The organism is Halomonas litopenaei, assembly GCF_017303055.1.
GTDB classification, from domain to species: domain Bacteria; phylum Pseudomonadota; class Gammaproteobacteria; order Pseudomonadales; family Halomonadaceae; genus Halomonas; species Halomonas litopenaei_A.
In genome coordinates, this window is sequence record NZ_JAEKJT010000004.1 from 349,287 (window position 1) to 364,193 (window position 14,907).

At 61.0% G+C, this 14,907-nt stretch carries 11 protein-coding genes; 3 read left to right on the top strand and 8 right to left on the bottom strand.

Annotation, left to right across the window (positions count from 1 at the left end; all coding sequences use genetic code 11):
• Positions 1-6: 6 nt before the first annotated feature.
• Together JF545_RS08970 and fnr are read left to right on the top strand one after the other, a co-directional pair.
• On the top strand, positions 7-693 hold the full coding sequence (locus tag JF545_RS08970) for a sulfite exporter TauE/SafE family protein (RefSeq protein ID WP_206941402.1): 687 nt from the start codon (positions 7-9) through the stop codon (positions 691-693).
• 158 nt (positions 694-851) lie between these two features.
• Positions 852-1,592 (top strand): fumarate/nitrate reduction transcriptional regulator Fnr, encoded by a 741-nt coding sequence (fnr, locus tag JF545_RS08975; RefSeq protein WP_206941404.1) that lies wholly within the window; start codon positions 852-854, stop codon positions 1,590-1,592.
• A 278-nt stretch (positions 1,593-1,870) separates the two neighbouring features.
• Here the strand turns inward: fnr and ttcA are convergent, their stop codons facing one another.
• The 6 genes from ttcA to JF545_RS09005 all read right to left on the bottom strand — a co-directional run bounded on the left by ttcA (position 1,871) and on the right by JF545_RS09005 (position 7,971).
• Positions 1,871-2,794, bottom strand: a complete 924-nt coding sequence (ttcA, locus tag JF545_RS08980; protein ID WP_224851979.1) for a tRNA 2-thiocytidine(32) synthetase TtcA — start codon at positions 2,792-2,794, stop codon at positions 1,871-1,873.
• Between the two features lie 169 nt (positions 2,795-2,963).
• The gene (locus JF545_RS08985) at positions 2,964-3,203 is read right to left on the bottom strand and encodes a hypothetical protein (protein WP_224851978.1); all 240 of its coding nucleotides are present in this window, start codon (positions 3,201-3,203) and stop codon (positions 2,964-2,966) included.
• 88 nt (positions 3,204-3,291) lie between these two features.
• Positions 3,292-3,915, bottom strand: a complete 624-nt coding sequence (locus JF545_RS08990; protein WP_206941407.1) for a 3'-5' exonuclease — start codon at positions 3,913-3,915, stop codon at positions 3,292-3,294.
• 65 nt (positions 3,916-3,980) lie between these two features.
• Positions 3,981-5,795 (bottom strand): DUF294 nucleotidyltransferase-like domain-containing protein, encoded by a 1,815-nt coding sequence (locus tag JF545_RS08995; protein WP_206941408.1) that lies wholly within the window; start codon positions 5,793-5,795, stop codon positions 3,981-3,983.
• An 86-nt stretch (positions 5,796-5,881) separates the two neighbouring features.
• Positions 5,882-7,675, bottom strand: a complete 1,794-nt coding sequence (locus JF545_RS09000; RefSeq protein WP_206941409.1) for a sodium:solute symporter family protein — start codon at positions 7,673-7,675, stop codon at positions 5,882-5,884.
• 38 nt (positions 7,676-7,713) lie between these two features.
• Positions 7,714-7,971, bottom strand: coding sequence for a DUF4212 domain-containing protein (locus JF545_RS09005; RefSeq protein WP_206941410.1), 258 nt, complete (start codon positions 7,969-7,971; stop codon positions 7,714-7,716).
• 382 nt (positions 7,972-8,353) lie between these two features.
• Between JF545_RS09005 and JF545_RS09010 the strand changes: the two genes are divergently transcribed.
• Positions 8,354-12,298: a hybrid sensor histidine kinase/response regulator gene (locus tag JF545_RS09010; RefSeq protein WP_206941411.1), complete on the top strand. Its 3,945-nt coding sequence runs from the start codon at positions 8,354-8,356 to the stop codon at positions 12,296-12,298.
• Between the two features lie 156 nt (positions 12,299-12,454).
• On the opposite strand, the gene JF545_RS09015 is transcribed toward JF545_RS09010, so the two are convergent.
• Together JF545_RS09015 and JF545_RS09020 are read right to left on the bottom strand one after the other, a co-directional pair.
• Positions 12,455-13,936: a protein adenylyltransferase SelO gene (locus tag JF545_RS09015; protein ID WP_206941412.1), complete on the bottom strand. Its 1,482-nt coding sequence runs from the start codon at positions 13,934-13,936 to the stop codon at positions 12,455-12,457.
• Positions 13,937-14,083: 147 nt separating this feature from the next.
• Entirely contained in the window at positions 14,084-14,758 is a 675-nt protein-coding gene (locus JF545_RS09020) for a GntR family transcriptional regulator (protein ID WP_206941413.1), read from the bottom strand.
• Between the last annotated feature and the right edge of the window lie 149 nt (positions 14,759-14,907).

Here is a 14,907-nt window from a genome sequence, read left to right on the forward strand (position 1 = left end):
GAACGCATGAACCCAGTAGGTCTAGACCTGCCGCCCGCGATGGCGGCTTTTGTCTTCGGGCTGCTTGGCGGAGCACATTGCATCGGCATGTGCGGCGGTATAATGAGCGCCCTGACCTTTGCCATTCCCCCGAGCATGCGCCACCCTGTTCGTGTAGGAATTTTACTACTTGGCTACAACTCGGGACGTCTGTTCAGCTACTGCCTGGCAGGCGCTATGGTCGCAAGCCTAGGCTCTGTGGTGGCGCTGGCACCGGGCATGCGGGACCTGCTGCAGGTGGTTGCCAGCCTGATGCTGATCACGATGGCGCTTTACATTGCCAACCTGTGGAAAGGGCTACGCTGGCTGGAGGCATTGGGCCAGCGCCTGTGGAGGTACCTGGAGCCAGCAGGACGTCGCCTGTTGCCAGTGGTCAAGCTACCTCAGGCGGTTGCACTCGGGGCCATCTGGGGCTGGCTGCCCTGTGGCCTGGTGTATTCCATGCTGGCATGGAGCATGGCCATCGCAGACCCTGCCCGTGGAGCACTACTCATGCTCTGCTTTGGCCTGGGGACGCTACCGGCACTGGTGACAACAGGGATTGCTGCGCGTCAGCTGCAGAGTTTGCTGGCACACCCTGCCACACGATTTATGGCAGCGGGCATGATTGTCGGTTTAGCTGTGTGGAATATCCTACAAATTGTAGGAAATTGACGATTATCATATCGCCGCCAGATTATTGAGGCAAAAGAGGTATATGCTCCTTTGGCCTAATATCTGTGTGTAGAATAGCGACAATAGCATGCAGCAAGGGAAAGCCAGTTTCCTACATGCTTTGCTCATCATAAACCCCAGACCCACAGGAGCTGCGAATGAGTCCATCGGCCCAAGATCGACGGCGCCCCATGCTACACGAGACTCGTTGCGAGTCCTGCAGCTTGAGCTCCCTGTGCCTTCCGTTGTCGCTGGAGACCGCTGACCTCGAGCGCTTCGATTCCATTATCCGCCGTCATCCTCCGATCAAGAAGGGCACTCGCCTGGTCGAGCAGGGAGATCGCTTCACGAGCGTCTTCGCGGTTCGCTCCGGTAGCCTCAAGCAGATCACCACCGAAGGTAGTGGCGAAGCGCAGCTGACCAACTTCTTCTTGCCCAGTGAACTGGTCGGCCTGGACGGCATCGACGACGGCAGATACCCCGGCAGCGTGGTGGCACTCGAGACCACGACCGTATGTGAGATTCCCTTCGATCGCCTTGACGCCCTGACCCAAACGCTGCCGGAACTACGCGCGCAACTGTTCCGCACCCTCAGCAAGGAGCTGCGCGAGGATCGCCGCATGATGCAGCTGCTGTCGCGCAAGACCGCTGACCAACGACTGGCCTGCTTCTTCCTCGGACTGTCGGACCGTTTCCGCCGCCGCGGCTACTCGCCGTTCAGCTTCCGCCTGTCCATGTCCCGGGCAGATATCGGCAACCACCTGGGACTAGCCGTCGAAACGGTCAGCCGCATTCTGGGGCGCTTTCAACAGCAGGACCTGGTGGCCGTCTCTGGACGGGAGGTCAATATCCTGGACCTCGCCTCACTGTCGAACCTGGCTGACACCGACGCCAGCTGATCCGCGGCGCTGACAGGGCCTGCGGCCGACAGCGACCGATAGACGTCGTGCCACGCCACGAGCCCAGCCCCCCTAGGTAGGGCGACGATATACCGACTCCATCAACAAAAGAGGCCGCATCCCAGGATGCGGCCTCTTGCTATCTTATCGGGACGAGCGTTCAGACATTGAAGAGGGCCACTGCGTGATGTAGCCCTAGCTCGCTTCGCGCTTCAGCAGTGCCTTTTCAGCAAGGCATGTTCAGCAGGGGCTCTTCAGCTGGGCTTGTTCAGGCGAGCTTAGTCGGCGTCAACGATATCAATACGCCGAGCCTGGCGATGCGCCTGCACGGCCTCCAGACCTTCAAAGTCGAACAGCTCCCGGTCCGCCAGCTGCGAGGGTGCCACGTTGGTCACGGCCTTGAACATGCTCTCCAGGCGCCCTGGGTGCTTGGCCTCCCACTCTGCCAGCATTTCCTTCACCACCTGGCGCTGCAGGTTGGGCTGCGAACCGCAGAGGTTGCAGGGAATGATCGGAAAGGCCATGGCATCGCTGTAGGCCTGGATGTCCGCCTCGCGGCAGTACGCCAGCGGCCGGATGACAATGTTCTTGCCATCATCGGACAGCAGCTTGGGCGGCATGGCCTTGAGACTTCCCCCGAAGAACATGTTGAGGAACAGCGTCTCGAGAATATCCTCGCGGTGGTGTCCCAGGGCAATCTTGGTCGCACCGATCTCTTCCGCAAAACCGTACAGCGACCCTCGGCGCAGTCGCGAGCACAGCGCGCAGGTGGTCTTGCCCTCGGGGGTCTTTTCCTTCACCACCGAGTAGGTGTCACGCTCGAGGATGTGGTAGTCCACGCCAATGCTGTCCAGGTAGTCCGGTAGCACGTGCTCGGGAAAGCCGGGCTGCTTTTGGTCGAGGTTGACCGCCACCAGGGAGAAGTTCACCGGCGCATTGCGCTGCAGGCTGCGGAGAATCTCGAGCATGGTGTAGCTGTCCTTGCCGCCGGACAGGCATACCATGACCTTGTCGCCTTCCTGAATCATGCCGTAATCGATGATGGCGTTGCCGGTCTGACGCCGCAGACGCTTCTGCAGCTTGTTGAACTCGCGCTTGGCCTTGGCCTGGGCGCGCTCGTCGTCAGCTGCCGGGGACGCGGCATCACGACGGTCGAGGACACGGGGATCAAACAGGGAGGCGGAAGCGGGCTGAGCAGACATGGGCAGGGCACATCACGGCTGAAAATGAAGACCCGCTAGTCTATCACTCACGTCCGCCACAGGCGAAGAAGTCAGCAACCACTCACCCCTGCGATTACGCTGGTTCACAACCGCATGTCCTGGGCCAAGGTGCTTTTGATTAGCCGCCCTGTGACAAGACGACCTGTGGCTAGACGACTTGTAGTGCCAGCAGATAGCGCGCCACCACACCAAGCAACAGCAGCAAGATGCCGAAGCGTTGCCAGGCGTGCTCACTCACCGTCAGCGTCAGACGCTTCTCCCAGAACTTGACCATCCCCCACAGGTCACGGGTGCGGCGATAGTACTGGCAGTAAGCCACCATCACAGCCAACAGGCCAAGCGATAGCAACGTCGGCTCAAGCAACATCATCAGACCATGAAGGCTCATGCAAAGATCTCCCCATTACGGTGACTGTTACGGCACCTGACACGCCGCTCGTCCCAGGTCACGCGTGGTGACAGCGGCGTGGATGGCATCATCGAGACGACTCGGCCAGCGCGTCGGCGTCCAGCCGCAAATGCATCAGTGCCGTAGTGACGGCATCACCCAATGCGGTATGCCGTCCCATGATCGGCACTCCCAGGCGCTCTGCCAATTGTTCGAAAGTCGGCTGCAGCTCAAGTTCGGGGTGGCTGCGCCGCATCCGCTTGCGGTACTGCTGCGCCACATCGATGGTGGCGTTAGGCAACGAGAAGCCAAACTCCGCCTTGAGATAGCGATCGAGCATGGCCAGGTCAAAGTCGATGCACCACCCCACCAGCGGACGGTTGCCGATGAATTCCAGCAGCGTCTCGAGGGCATCACGCACCGGCATCCCACCCTCAAGATCGACCCCACGCAGGCGGTGAATCTTGATGGAATCACCATCCAGGCTGGCCGGGGGCTCCAGCCGCAGATCAAGCGACTCGCTGGTCAACACGCGCCCATCGTGGATCCGCACTGCCGCAATCGACACCAGTTCGGCGCGACGCGTATCCAGGCCGGTGGTCTCGCAGTCGATGGACACCAACTCATCACCGGTGTAGGGATTGAACAGCCAGGCAAAATCGCCATCGGCTTGACGACGGCGGTCGGCCGCACGTCTGATCGCTCGCAGCATGGGGTACTCTCCTAAACGAAACCACTGACGCCAGGTCAGTTTTCCCTGAGGCGATGCCTCGACGCTCATGCATACTCCAGGTGATAACGATGGGACAGACTGCCCTTGAACTCCTTCACTAGATGAAGTGCCTCCCGCAACAGGTCACGCTCCAGGGAGTTGAGGGACTGCACCACCACGTTGTCGCTGGCCAGGAGATCATCGCGCTGGCACCTGAGCTGGGCCTTGAGCCTCAGCTCACTGAATAGTGACAGCGCCTCACCGAGGTCTTCCGCCACCTCTGCATCGAGGCGACCGAGCCTAGCCAGAGCGGACAGGCGATCGTGGGTCGAGGTCTCGCGCAGACCAGCATCCAGCGCCATGGTGCGAACCCCATGAACGATCGGGAAGATGCCCCCTTTCTTGATGTCGATGCCGTGTGCGGGCTTCTTGAGCGAGCCGAACAGCGTCAATGGCGTAGAGAACCGCAGTACCGCGCGGGCCAGATGGGTCAGCAACAGCGCGTTGCCCCTGGTCTCCTCGATCAACACATCACGCAGGCGGTCCACCAACGCCATGTCACCTGCCACGCCAGCGACATCCACCAGAATCGCCAGGCTCATCAAGCTATTGCCATCCGGTTCCGCGACCCATCGCCGAATACGCCCGCGCCACTGCTCCAGCGTTCCTGTCCATTGGGGATTGGACACCATGATATTGCCTGGGCAGCGCGGATAGCCCAGGTCCATCAGCACCTCGGTAAAACGACGACTGTCCGCGGCCAGGTCCGGCCACTCGAGGTCGTCCGGGAGAATCAGCGCGTTGTCCTGATCCGTCTTGAGGATCTGTTCGCCCCTGCCCTCACTTCCCAGCACGACAAGACAGACCCGGTCGCGCTGAGGGGCGGGCATCGAAAACTGCCATGCCTTGCCAATAATGCGACCGTTAAGCGCTGACAGCATGCCCATGGCAAAGCGCATGCGAATTCCCTGCGCCATCAGTGCATCGATCAGCTCAGGCGTGCGCTGGCTGGCCTCGTTCAGTTCCGCCAGGCTGTCAGCCTGCTCCACCTGAAGACTGACCACATAGCTGCGACTGGAGAAATAGCTCAGCACATCGGTCAACTCGACCACGCCTTCCAGCGCGCCTTCGTGATAGACCACCACCCTGGCCACCTTGTGGCGGGTCATCTCGATCAGCGCTTCGAACAGGTACTGGTCCCTGGTGACGCTCACCAGTGCCAGGCCAGCGATACCTTCCAGGGCATCGCCCCCTCCCCGCTCCTGCATCACCAGCGCATCGAGCAGGTCGGTCTTGGTCAGCATTCCGGGGCCTTCCGCGGTATCCACCAACAGACTGTCGGCGCCCTTCTCCTTCAGCGTGAGCACCGCCTGACGAATACTGATGGACGGGTCCACCAGCAGGGGTGGCCGCATGCATTCATGCACCTTGGCCAGCATGAAACCGGCCAGCGTCACGCCGCCATCGGAACGCCGCTCCGCCAGCAGCCGCGTCTTGCTGACCAGACGCTGGTGAAAGTAATCGGAGAAGTCCTCGGACTGTTCGCACAGCGAGAGGAACAACGCCCTGGGCATCAGGTAGCACAGGGTTTCCTGTTCGGCGACAAAACGATAGCGGCTCTGGCCGTTGATGACGCTGATCGCGCCAAACAGATCGCCACTGGTGTAGTGGCCGATACGTCCCCCGGTGGAGGACTCGTTCATGTCCAGTTCGGCGACTTCGCCCTTGTGAATCACAAAGACGAACTCGCCGGCCTGTCCAGCCTCGAGAATCACTTCATCCCGCGCGTAGTACGCCAGATCAAGCCCTGCGCGAATACGCTCGCGTCCGGCATCATCCAGCAGCGCAAAGGGAGGTTCTGTGACATTGATGTCGATCATCGTTCGCTCCGTGCTCAACCCCGGCTGTCCCGGGGCTGAGCAGGTTGGCGAAGAGGAGCCCACGGCGCTGGGCCCCTCGTCTCGTTCTAGTGTGCGTGGGCCACACCAGCACCTCTTGGCACCCGCACGTTCTCGACCAGTTCCTGGATGTGTTCCGGCGGAGCAGCAGTTGCCCGCGACACCACGAACGCCACCACAAAGTGCAGGATCATGCCGAGCGTACCGATACCTTCCGGCGAAATACCAAACCACCAGATCGACGGATCCGTGTTGATGAACTTGGTATAGACGATATAGGTAAAGGTGAAGCTGAGACCCAGCACCATGCCGACGATGGCCCCCTCGCGGTTCATGCGCTTGTCGAAGATGCCAAGCAGAATGGCCGGGAAGAAGGACGACGCCGCCAAGCCGAAGGCAAAGGCCACCACCTGGGCCACAAAGCCCGGAGGATTGATGCCAAAGTAGCCGGCCACCACGACTGCCACCGCGGCAGCGCCACGAGCAGCCAGCAGCTCTCCCTTCTCGCTGAGGTTCGGGTTGATCTGCTTCTTGATCAGGTCATGGGACACAGCCGCCGAGATGACCAGCAACAGCCCGGCCGCGGTCGACAGTGCTGCCGCTACACCACCGGCCGCCATCAGCGCGATCACCCAGGCTGGCAAGCCACCGATCTCGGGGTTGGCCAGCACGATGATATCGCGATCGATATACACCTCGTTGGCGCTGTCGGTGGGTGCATTGGTGACCACCCGCTGACCGTAGCTACCCGTGGAGGCTTCTTCCAGGGGACCGCTCTCGAAGGTGGGCTTGCCCTCGAACGGCGCGCCTGGCCCCATCTGCACCCTGCCATCGTCGTTCTTGTCGAGCCAGCCGATCAGGCCAACCGTCTCCCAGCTCTTGAACCAGCCAGGAACCTCCTCGTAGCTTGTCTCGTTCACGGTCTCGATGATGTTGGTGCGAGCGAATACCCCCACCGCCGGTGCAGTGGTATACAGCAAGGCGATGAACACCAGGGCCCAACCGGCGCTGACCCGCGCATCACGAACCCGCGGCACGGTGAAGAACCGCACGATGACGTGAGGCAGACCCGCCGTACCACACATCAGCGCAGCGGTGATGAAGAACACGTTGATCATCGGCTGACTACCGTCGGTATAGGGCGTGATACCGAGATCTGTCAGCAGGCCATCGAGACGATCAAGGATGTATTGACCGCTATCGTTACCTGCTGCATCAACGAAGGTCGCACCGAGGCCGGTCTGGGGCAGCACGTGACCGGTCATCATGATCGACAGAAACACTGCCGGTACGATGAAGGCGGTGATCAGCACGCAATACTGAGCCACCTGGGTATAGGTAATGCCCTTCATTCCCCCCAGTACCGCATAGAAGAAGACGATGACCATGCCGATGACAACGCCGAGGTTCACATCCACTTCGAGGAAGCGCGCGAAAACGATGCCGACACCTCGCATCTGTCCGGCCACGTAGGTGAACGAGACGAAGATGACGCAGATGACCGCTACGGTCCTCGCGATATTCGAGTAGTAACGGTCGCCGATGAAATCTGGCACCGTGAACTTTCCGAACTTGCGCAGGTAGGGAGCCAGCAGCATCGCCAGCATGACGTAGCCACCGGTCCAGCCCATCAGATAGACGGAAGCGTCATAGCCCAGGTAGGCGATCAACCCTGCCATCGAAATGAACGATGCCGCGGACATCCAGTCAGCTGCGGTCGCCATGCCATTGGCTGCGGGGTGAACACCTCCCCCCGCGACATAGAAGTCCTTGGTGGAGCCGGCCCGCGACCAGATCGCGATACCGATGTAGAGAGCGAATGACGCCCCTACAAAGAGATAGGTAAGCAGTTGTACATCCATGGAATCAATTCCCGTTCATTGACGTTATTTTGCGGGCTTCACTGTTCGTGGACGTCGTACTCTTCATCGAGTCGATTCATCTTCCAGGCGTAGAAAATAATCAGCACGATGAAGGTGTAGATGGATCCCTGCTGTGCAAACCAGAAGCCTAACTTGAAGCCAAAGAAGCGGATGTTATTGAGCACATCCACCAGGAGAATGCCGAAGCCATAGGAGACGACAAACCAGACGGCAAGACAGCCAAGAATGGTTCTAATATTTCGTTTCCAGTAGGCCTGTGCGCTCTTGTCTAGCATAAGGCTACCCTCAAGAAGTGGTTTGTTCGCCAAATGCCCTGTCAGGCAGAGCTAAAAGGCTCGAACAAAAGACTAGTCAAAAGGGCTTTTAGAGGAACGATAACTTTAGTCGAAAATCATAAATGCAGTGCACCATGTTATGAAAAATTTCTTTTAATTCAACAAAATAAAAACATTCAACAAATATTAGCCGTTGGTCTATCACTACAAAGGTGCATTCCACCTTAGTCGCGATTCTCTGCCTTATTTTCCGGTAATCGACGTTGGTCGATACCACAGAAATCCATCGAGTCTGTGATATTCGCCTCAAGAGACAGCCTGCGCCCCCTGCCTGGCGGCCTTCCGATACCCTAGAATGGCAGCTGACATCGAGGAGGTGCCCATGTTTGCCGGTTGGCTGTTGATCGTCGTTTCACTTCTCTACATTGCCGTGCTGTTCGCCATTGCCTGGCGCGGCGACCGGCGTGCCCGGCATCAGGGCGCAAGCCAGCGGCGCCCGCTGGTCTACAGCCTGGCTCTGGCGATCTACTGCACGTCGTGGACGTTCCACGGCGCCGTCGGACAGGCCGCCACCTCAGGCTGGTCGTTTGCCAGCATCTTTGTCGGTCCGGTGCTGACCTTGCTGCTGTTCTGGCCTGTCCTGGCCAAGATGGTGCGCGTGGCCAAGCATCAGAACATCACCTCGATTGCCGACTTTATCGCCTCACGCTATGGCAAGACCCAGTCCCTGGCTGCTTTCGCGAGTCTGGTCGCATTGATCGGCACGCTGCCCTATATCGCTCTTCAGCTGAAGGCGGTGTCGACCTCCTTCGCGGTGCTGACCGACGCATCCGATATCACACGAGCCCCGCTGTTCGGAGACACGGCGTTTTATGTGGCGGTGGTCATGGCGATCTTTGCCATCCTCTTCGGCACTCGCCATACCGATGCCACCGAGCATCATGAGGGCCTGATTCATGCGGTGGCCTTCGAGTCACTGGTCAAGCTGGTAGCCTTTCTGGTACTCGGCGCCTATGTGACCTGGGGGATGTTCGACGGCCTGCAGGACCTGCTCACCCGCGCCGATATACACTTGCAACTCCAACGCCAGCTGGCCCAGCAGGACTTCGGCCAGAGTTTCTGGGCCCAGACCTTGCTGGCGATGCTGGCCATTCTATGCCTGCCTCGACAATTCCATGTCACCGTGGTGGAGAACACCCACCGCGACGACGCCGCCCGCGCTCGCTGGCTGTTCCCGCTGTACCTGGTACTGTTCGCGTTCTTTGTACTGCCGCTGGCGGCGGCTGGCCTGACCACCTTTACCGGCACTGACGTCGCGCCCGATACCTACGTCCTGTCGCTGCCGATGGCAGCGGACCAGGGCTGGCTCACACTGCTGACCTTCATCGGTGGATTCTCGGCCGCCACCGGCATGGTGATCGTCGCGGCGGTCGCCGTCTCCATCATGATATCCAACGAAATCGTGATTCCCGCCCTGTTCCGCATGCGCTGGTTTGACACCAAGCCGCGGGACTACGGACGTCTGGTGCTCAGGGCTCGCCGGATCACCATCGCGGTGATCCTGGCGATGGCCTACGGCTTCTATCAGCTGATCGGTGAGTTCACCTCGCTGGCCTCGATCGGCATGCTCTCCTTTGCTGCTGCGGCGCAGTTCGCGCCGGCACTGATCGGGGGACTCTACTGGAAGCGTGGCAACCGTCTTGGCGTCATCGTCGGCATGAATGCCGGCTTCGCCATCTGGGCTTACACGCTGCTGCTGCCCGCCATGATCAACGCCGGCGTGCTCCCGGCTGACTGGCTCAGTGGCGGGCCGCTGGGGATTGCCTGGCTGTCGCCCACCTCGTTGTTCGGGCTGCATGTGGGCGATAACTTCACCCATGGCGTCATGCTGTCGCTGGGAATCAACCTGGTGGCCTACATCTTCGTGTCCCAGGTCACGCCCCAGCGCGTGGTGGAGCGCATTCAGGCCTCGCTGTTCGTGGACAGCGTCGAAACCCGTCAGACCTCGGTCAATCGTCCCTGGACCGGTGCCACCACGGTGGGCGACCTCAAGGTGCTGTGCCAGCGATTCCTCAGCGCCGGCCAGGTTGACCGTGCCTTCAGCGACTACGCCCGTCGCAACGGCAAGGCACTGGAAGACAGCGCACGAGCGTCCATTGACGTGATCCAGTTCACCGAACGTTTTCTGGCATCCGTACTGGGTGCGTCGTCCGCCCGTATCGTGGTCAATTCCGCCCTGCAGGGACGCGGCATCGGTATTTCCGACGTGATATCCATCGTCGATGAAGCGTCCCAGGTGCTGGAATTCAACCGCGCCCTGCTTCAGGCCACCATCGAGAACATCAACCAGGGCATCAGCGTGGTCGATCAGAACCTGCGCCTGGTGGTCTGGAATCAGCGTTACCTGGAACTGTTTCGCTTCCCGGACCATCTGATTCGTGTCGGCGCGCCCATCGACCGCATCTTTCGCTACAACGCCCATAATGGCGAATACGGCCCAGGTGACCCCGAAGAGCATGTCGAGCTATTGCTCGACAACATTCGCGAGGGACAACCACATCGCTACGTGCGCTACCGCCAGGACGGCAGCGTGCTGGAGGTCCAGGGCAATCCCATGCCCGGTGGAGGCTTCGTCTACACCTATCAGGACATCACCCAGCAGAAACGCACGGAAGAGGCGCTGATCCGTTCCGAGAACAACATCCGTATCTACACGGACAACGTGCCGGCATTGATCGCCTACTTCGACCGTGAGTGCCGCTACCTGTTTACCAACCGGGCCTACGAGCAAGCCTTCAGCATCAACCGCAACGAGGTGATCGGCAAGAAGGTCACCGACGTGATCCCGACCGACATGGCAGAGGAGCGCACGCCCTGGTTCAAGCGCACGCTGGCCGGAGAACGGGTCAGTTTCGAGGTCTCGCTGGACATCAGCGGTGAAGGGCTTCGCTACATGCTGGTGACCTACACCCCCCACTTCGGCGACAGTGGCGCCATCCTCGGTTTCTTCGCCCTGTACCAGGACATCACTGAACGCCGCCGAGCCGAGATTGCCCTGAAGGAAACCAACGAGACGTTGGAAGAGCGCGTGCGCTCCCGTACTCTGGCGCTGTCCGAGGCCAACTCGGCACTGCGCCAGGAAAACCGGGTCAGGGCCGAGGCGGAGCAGGCGCTGCGCCAGGCCAAGCAGGTGGCCGAAGATGCCAATGCCTCCAAGACCCGCTTCCTGGCGGCGGCCAGCCACGACCTGCTGCAGCCGCTCAATGCGGCGCGGCTGTTCACCTCGGCCCTGTCCCAGGACATGGGGGCCGAGGACATGAAGCGCACCATCGGCCACATCGACAGCTCGCTGCAGTCTGCCGAGGAGCTCCTCGGCACCCTGCTGGACATCTCGAAGCTGGATGCCGGGGCGCTGACGCCGCGTCGCAGCCACTTCGCCCTGACCGATATCCTGCGGCCCCTGCAGGCCCAGTTTGCGGTAATGGCCGAGGACCGAGGTCTTGACCTGAAGGTGGTGGGCTCACGCCTGTGGGTCGACAGTGACAGCCAGATGCTCAGGCGCATCATCCAGAATTTTCTGTCGAACGCGATTCGCTACACCCAGGAGGGCCGCGTGCTGCTGGGTATCCGGCGACGGGGCGAACGTCTGTTGATCGAGGTGTGGGACAGCGGCCCTGGTATTCCAGAGGCCAAGCAAGCGGAGATCTTTCAGGAGTTCCGCCGGCTGGACCAGGCTTCCCGACACAAGGAAAGCGAAAAGGGACTGGGACTGGGGCTGTCGATTGCCGACCGCATGAGCCGGGTGCTCGATCATCCCATCCGCGTGCGCTCCTGGGTCGGTATCGGCACCGTGTTCTCGGTCAGCGTGCCGCGGGTCGAGGCCAAGGCCGAGGTCGCCGAGTCGGACAGCAAGCCCTCACGCAAGGTCGCCAGCAAGCTCGATGGCAAGCGCATTCTGTGTATCGACAACGAGTCGCTGATTCTCGAGGGCATGAAGGCGATGCTGTCGGGCTGGGGCTGCGAGGTCTTCACCGCCACCTCCATCGGCGGCGCCAAGTCGGTACTGCGACACCTGGATGGCGATCCTGACGCCATCCTGGCCGACTACCATCTGGACAATGAAGTCACTGGACTGATGGCACTGGATGCCCTGAGCGAGCGCCTCGAAGGAGAAGTGCCCGGCATCGTGATTACAGCAGACCGTACCGAAGAGGTGGCAGAGGAGGTCCGTCGCGGTGGCTTCCAGCTGCTGCTTAAGCCAGTGCGGCCCGCGGCCCTGCGGGCGCTGTTGACGCGGACCCTGCAGGCCAGCCAGGCCCCTTCATGAGGTGCAGCAACGTGCAGGCAGCCTTGCCGCCGACATCCTTTACGGCGTTTGCCTGGACGCACAGCCCCCGCCCATGCGGCGCGGGGGCTGGTCTCACGTACAGATATTACCTACAGCGCCCAGGCACAGATCGCAGGGGCGAGTAGCAGCAAAATGTCAGGTACCACAGAAGGTTCTGAGCACGCGCTCGTCTCGCGTCGGGGGTGCCATCAGCCAGGCCTCGCTTGGCGCCTCATGGGGGCGCGTCACGGCGGCCAGCACTGAGCTAAAGACGCTCAGGTCATCGTCGTCCACCGCAGCCCGAATGGCCTTTTCGACCAGGTGGTTGCGAGGGATCACCAGGGGATTGGCTGCGCTCAGCCGCTGCCTCAGCGTTGGCGCGTCCGCACCCTGTTGCTGCAGCCGCTGGCGCCAACGCGGCAGCCAGTCGTCAAGGCGATGACGTCGCTCGAATCCTTCGGCCAGGGTCTCGTCACCATCTTCCAGCGCGGCCGACAGACGGGCGAAGCCAAGGGTAAAGTCGGCATTGCCCTCCTCCATTGCCTTGAGCAGGTCCTCGCCCAGGGCAAGATCATGGTCACCTGACTGGTCGTCTTGGCTATCGAGCCCCAGCTTGGCGCGTAGCACGGCGGTCCAGGCAGCATCATGCTGTTCGGCAAAGTTCTCGATCGACGCCGTGGCCAGCGCAACCGCACGCTCCTGGTCGTCATCGATCAACGGCAGTAGCGTCTCGGCCAGGCGCGCCAGGTTCCACTGGGCGATGGCGGGCTGATTGTCCCAGGCATAACGGCCTCGCTCGTCGATGGAACTGAACACCCGGTGGGGATGAAAGGCGTCCATGAAGGCGCAGGGCCCGTAGTCGATGGTCTCACCGGAGATCGCGCAGTTGTCGGTGTTCATCACTCCATGGATGAAGCCAAGCCCCTTCCATTGGGCGATCAGACTGGCTTGACGCTCCACCACCGCGTCCAGCAGCGCCAGCGCTCTGCCTCCTCCCGTACTCTCGGACAGATGTGGATAGTGACGCTCAATGCAGAAGTCCACCAACAGAGACAGGGCCTCGGTATCCCGCCGCGCGGCAAAATACTGGAAAGTGCCCACGCGGATGTGGCTGGTTGCCACCCGCGTCAGTACCGCACCCGGCTCCACCATCTGGCGCACCACGGAATCGCCGCTGGCCACCGCTGCCAGTGCGCGTGTGGTAGGAACCCCCAGGGCGGCCATGGCCTCGGATACCAGGTATTCCCGTAGAACCGGCCCCAACGGGGCGCGGCCATCGCCTCCACGGGAGAACGGCGTGCGCCCGGCTCCCTTGAGTTGCACCTCCCGCAGCGTGCCATCCCGGTGCGTGAGCTCGCCCAACAACAGGGCGCGGCCGTCTCCGAGTTGAGGCACGAAGTTACCGAACTGATGTCCAGCATAGGCAGTCGCCACAGGGCGGGCCCCCTCCGGCACCAGGTTGCCTCCCAGCACCTCGGCAAGATGGTGATCATCCAAGGCATCCAGGTTCAGCCCCAACGCCTCGGCCAGGGGGCGATTGAACGCCAGCAAGCGTGGTGACGACACCGGCGTCGGTGCCATCTCGGCTCGCATGCGATCCGGCAAGGACGCATAGTGCGCGGAAAAAGCGGGAAACATGACATACCCTCAGGCTAGCAATGACGCTGGGACCACCCTCGACCCCAGACGCGCCGTCGTCAAGCCTAGGACAGACGCTTCGTGGTGGAGAGGATCAGCAAGACAGGCCGCATTGTGCTTGATCATTGGCCAGGCTCACCAGCAGGATCAGCGATCCGCGGTGGCTTCAAGCTTGCGCACGCTGGATACGAAGTCGCTGAAACGCTCGCCCTGAATCAGCACGTGATCGCGCAAGATGCGCTCAGCGGCCTCCGCATCGCCAGCCGTAAGAGCGTCCAGCACAGCGCGATGCTCCTCCAGAGAACTCTGCATTCTGGAGCGCACCTGCAGCTGCAGCCGACGATAGGGTTTCAGCCTCTGCTTGAGCGACTGAGCCTCCTCGGACAGGAAGGCGTTGTGACTGGCCGCATAGATAATGCTGTGAAAGGACTCGTTCTCATAATAGTAGGCGTCGCTGTCGCCGGTCTCGCTGGCTCTTTGGCAGCCCTCGAAGGCGGCCTGCAGCGCCTCAAGTTCCTCCGGGGTCATGCGCCGGGCAGCAAGACGGCCACACATGCCCTCCAGCTCTGCCATCACCTCGAACATCTCGATCAATCGCTCAAGCCCGAGCCGTGCCACAAAGGTGCCCTTCTTGGGATAGACGGTCACCAGACCACTGGCTACCAGCTGCTGGATGGCTTCTCGCACCGGCGTGCGCGATACCTTGTAGGCCTCGCACAGGGCCTCGGGGTCCAGGCGCTCACCCGGCGCGCGTCGACCGTTGATGATGTCGTCCTCTAGAGAGTCTCTCAAGCGCTGAGCGTTGGAGGTCTTGTTGCTCATGTCATCATCCTCGCCGGCAAGCCTAACTCTGCCAGTTCATCGATTCATCGGCCCAACCGCCACCTTGGTCTAAGCCTGCCGCATTGACAGGAATATACCTGAGGGCTATTGATGTATACATCATAGCAAATGAAACATTTTTTACACCC

Bases quoted from the DNA above. Each gene is read 5' to 3' on its own strand.
- fnr (WP_206941404.1), top strand. From the start codon at position 852: ATGAGTCCATCGGCCCAAGATCGACGGCGCCCCATGCTACACGAGACT.
- JF545_RS08990 (WP_206941407.1), bottom strand. From the start codon at position 3,915: ATGCTGCGAGCGATCAGACGTGCGGCCGACCGCCGTCGTCAAGCCGAT.
- JF545_RS08970 (WP_206941402.1), top strand. From the start codon at position 7: ATGAACCCAGTAGGTCTAGACCTGCCGCCCGCGATGGCGGCTTTTGTC.
- JF545_RS09015 (WP_206941412.1), bottom strand. From the start codon at position 13,936: ATGTTTCCCGCTTTTTCCGCGCACTATGCGTCCTTGCCGGATCGCATG.
- JF545_RS09020 (WP_206941413.1), bottom strand. From the start codon at position 14,758: ATGAGCAACAAGACCTCCAACGCTCAGCGCTTGAGAGACTCTCTAGAG.
- JF545_RS09000 (WP_206941409.1), bottom strand. From the start codon at position 7,675: ATGGATGTACAACTGCTTACCTATCTCTTTGTAGGGGCGTCATTCGCT.
- ttcA (WP_224851979.1), bottom strand. From the start codon at position 2,794: ATGTCTGCTCAGCCCGCTTCCGCCTCCCTGTTTGATCCCCGTGTCCTC.
- JF545_RS09010 (WP_206941411.1), top strand. From the start codon at position 8,354: ATGTTTGCCGGTTGGCTGTTGATCGTCGTTTCACTTCTCTACATTGCC.
- JF545_RS08985 (WP_224851978.1), bottom strand. From the start codon at position 3,203: ATGAGCCTTCATGGTCTGATGATGTTGCTTGAGCCGACGTTGCTATCG.
- JF545_RS09005 (WP_206941410.1), bottom strand. From the start codon at position 7,971: ATGCTAGACAAGAGCGCACAGGCCTACTGGAAACGAAATATTAGAACC.
- JF545_RS08995 (WP_206941408.1), bottom strand. From the start codon at position 5,795: ATGATCGACATCAATGTCACAGAACCTCCCTTTGCGCTGCTGGATGAT.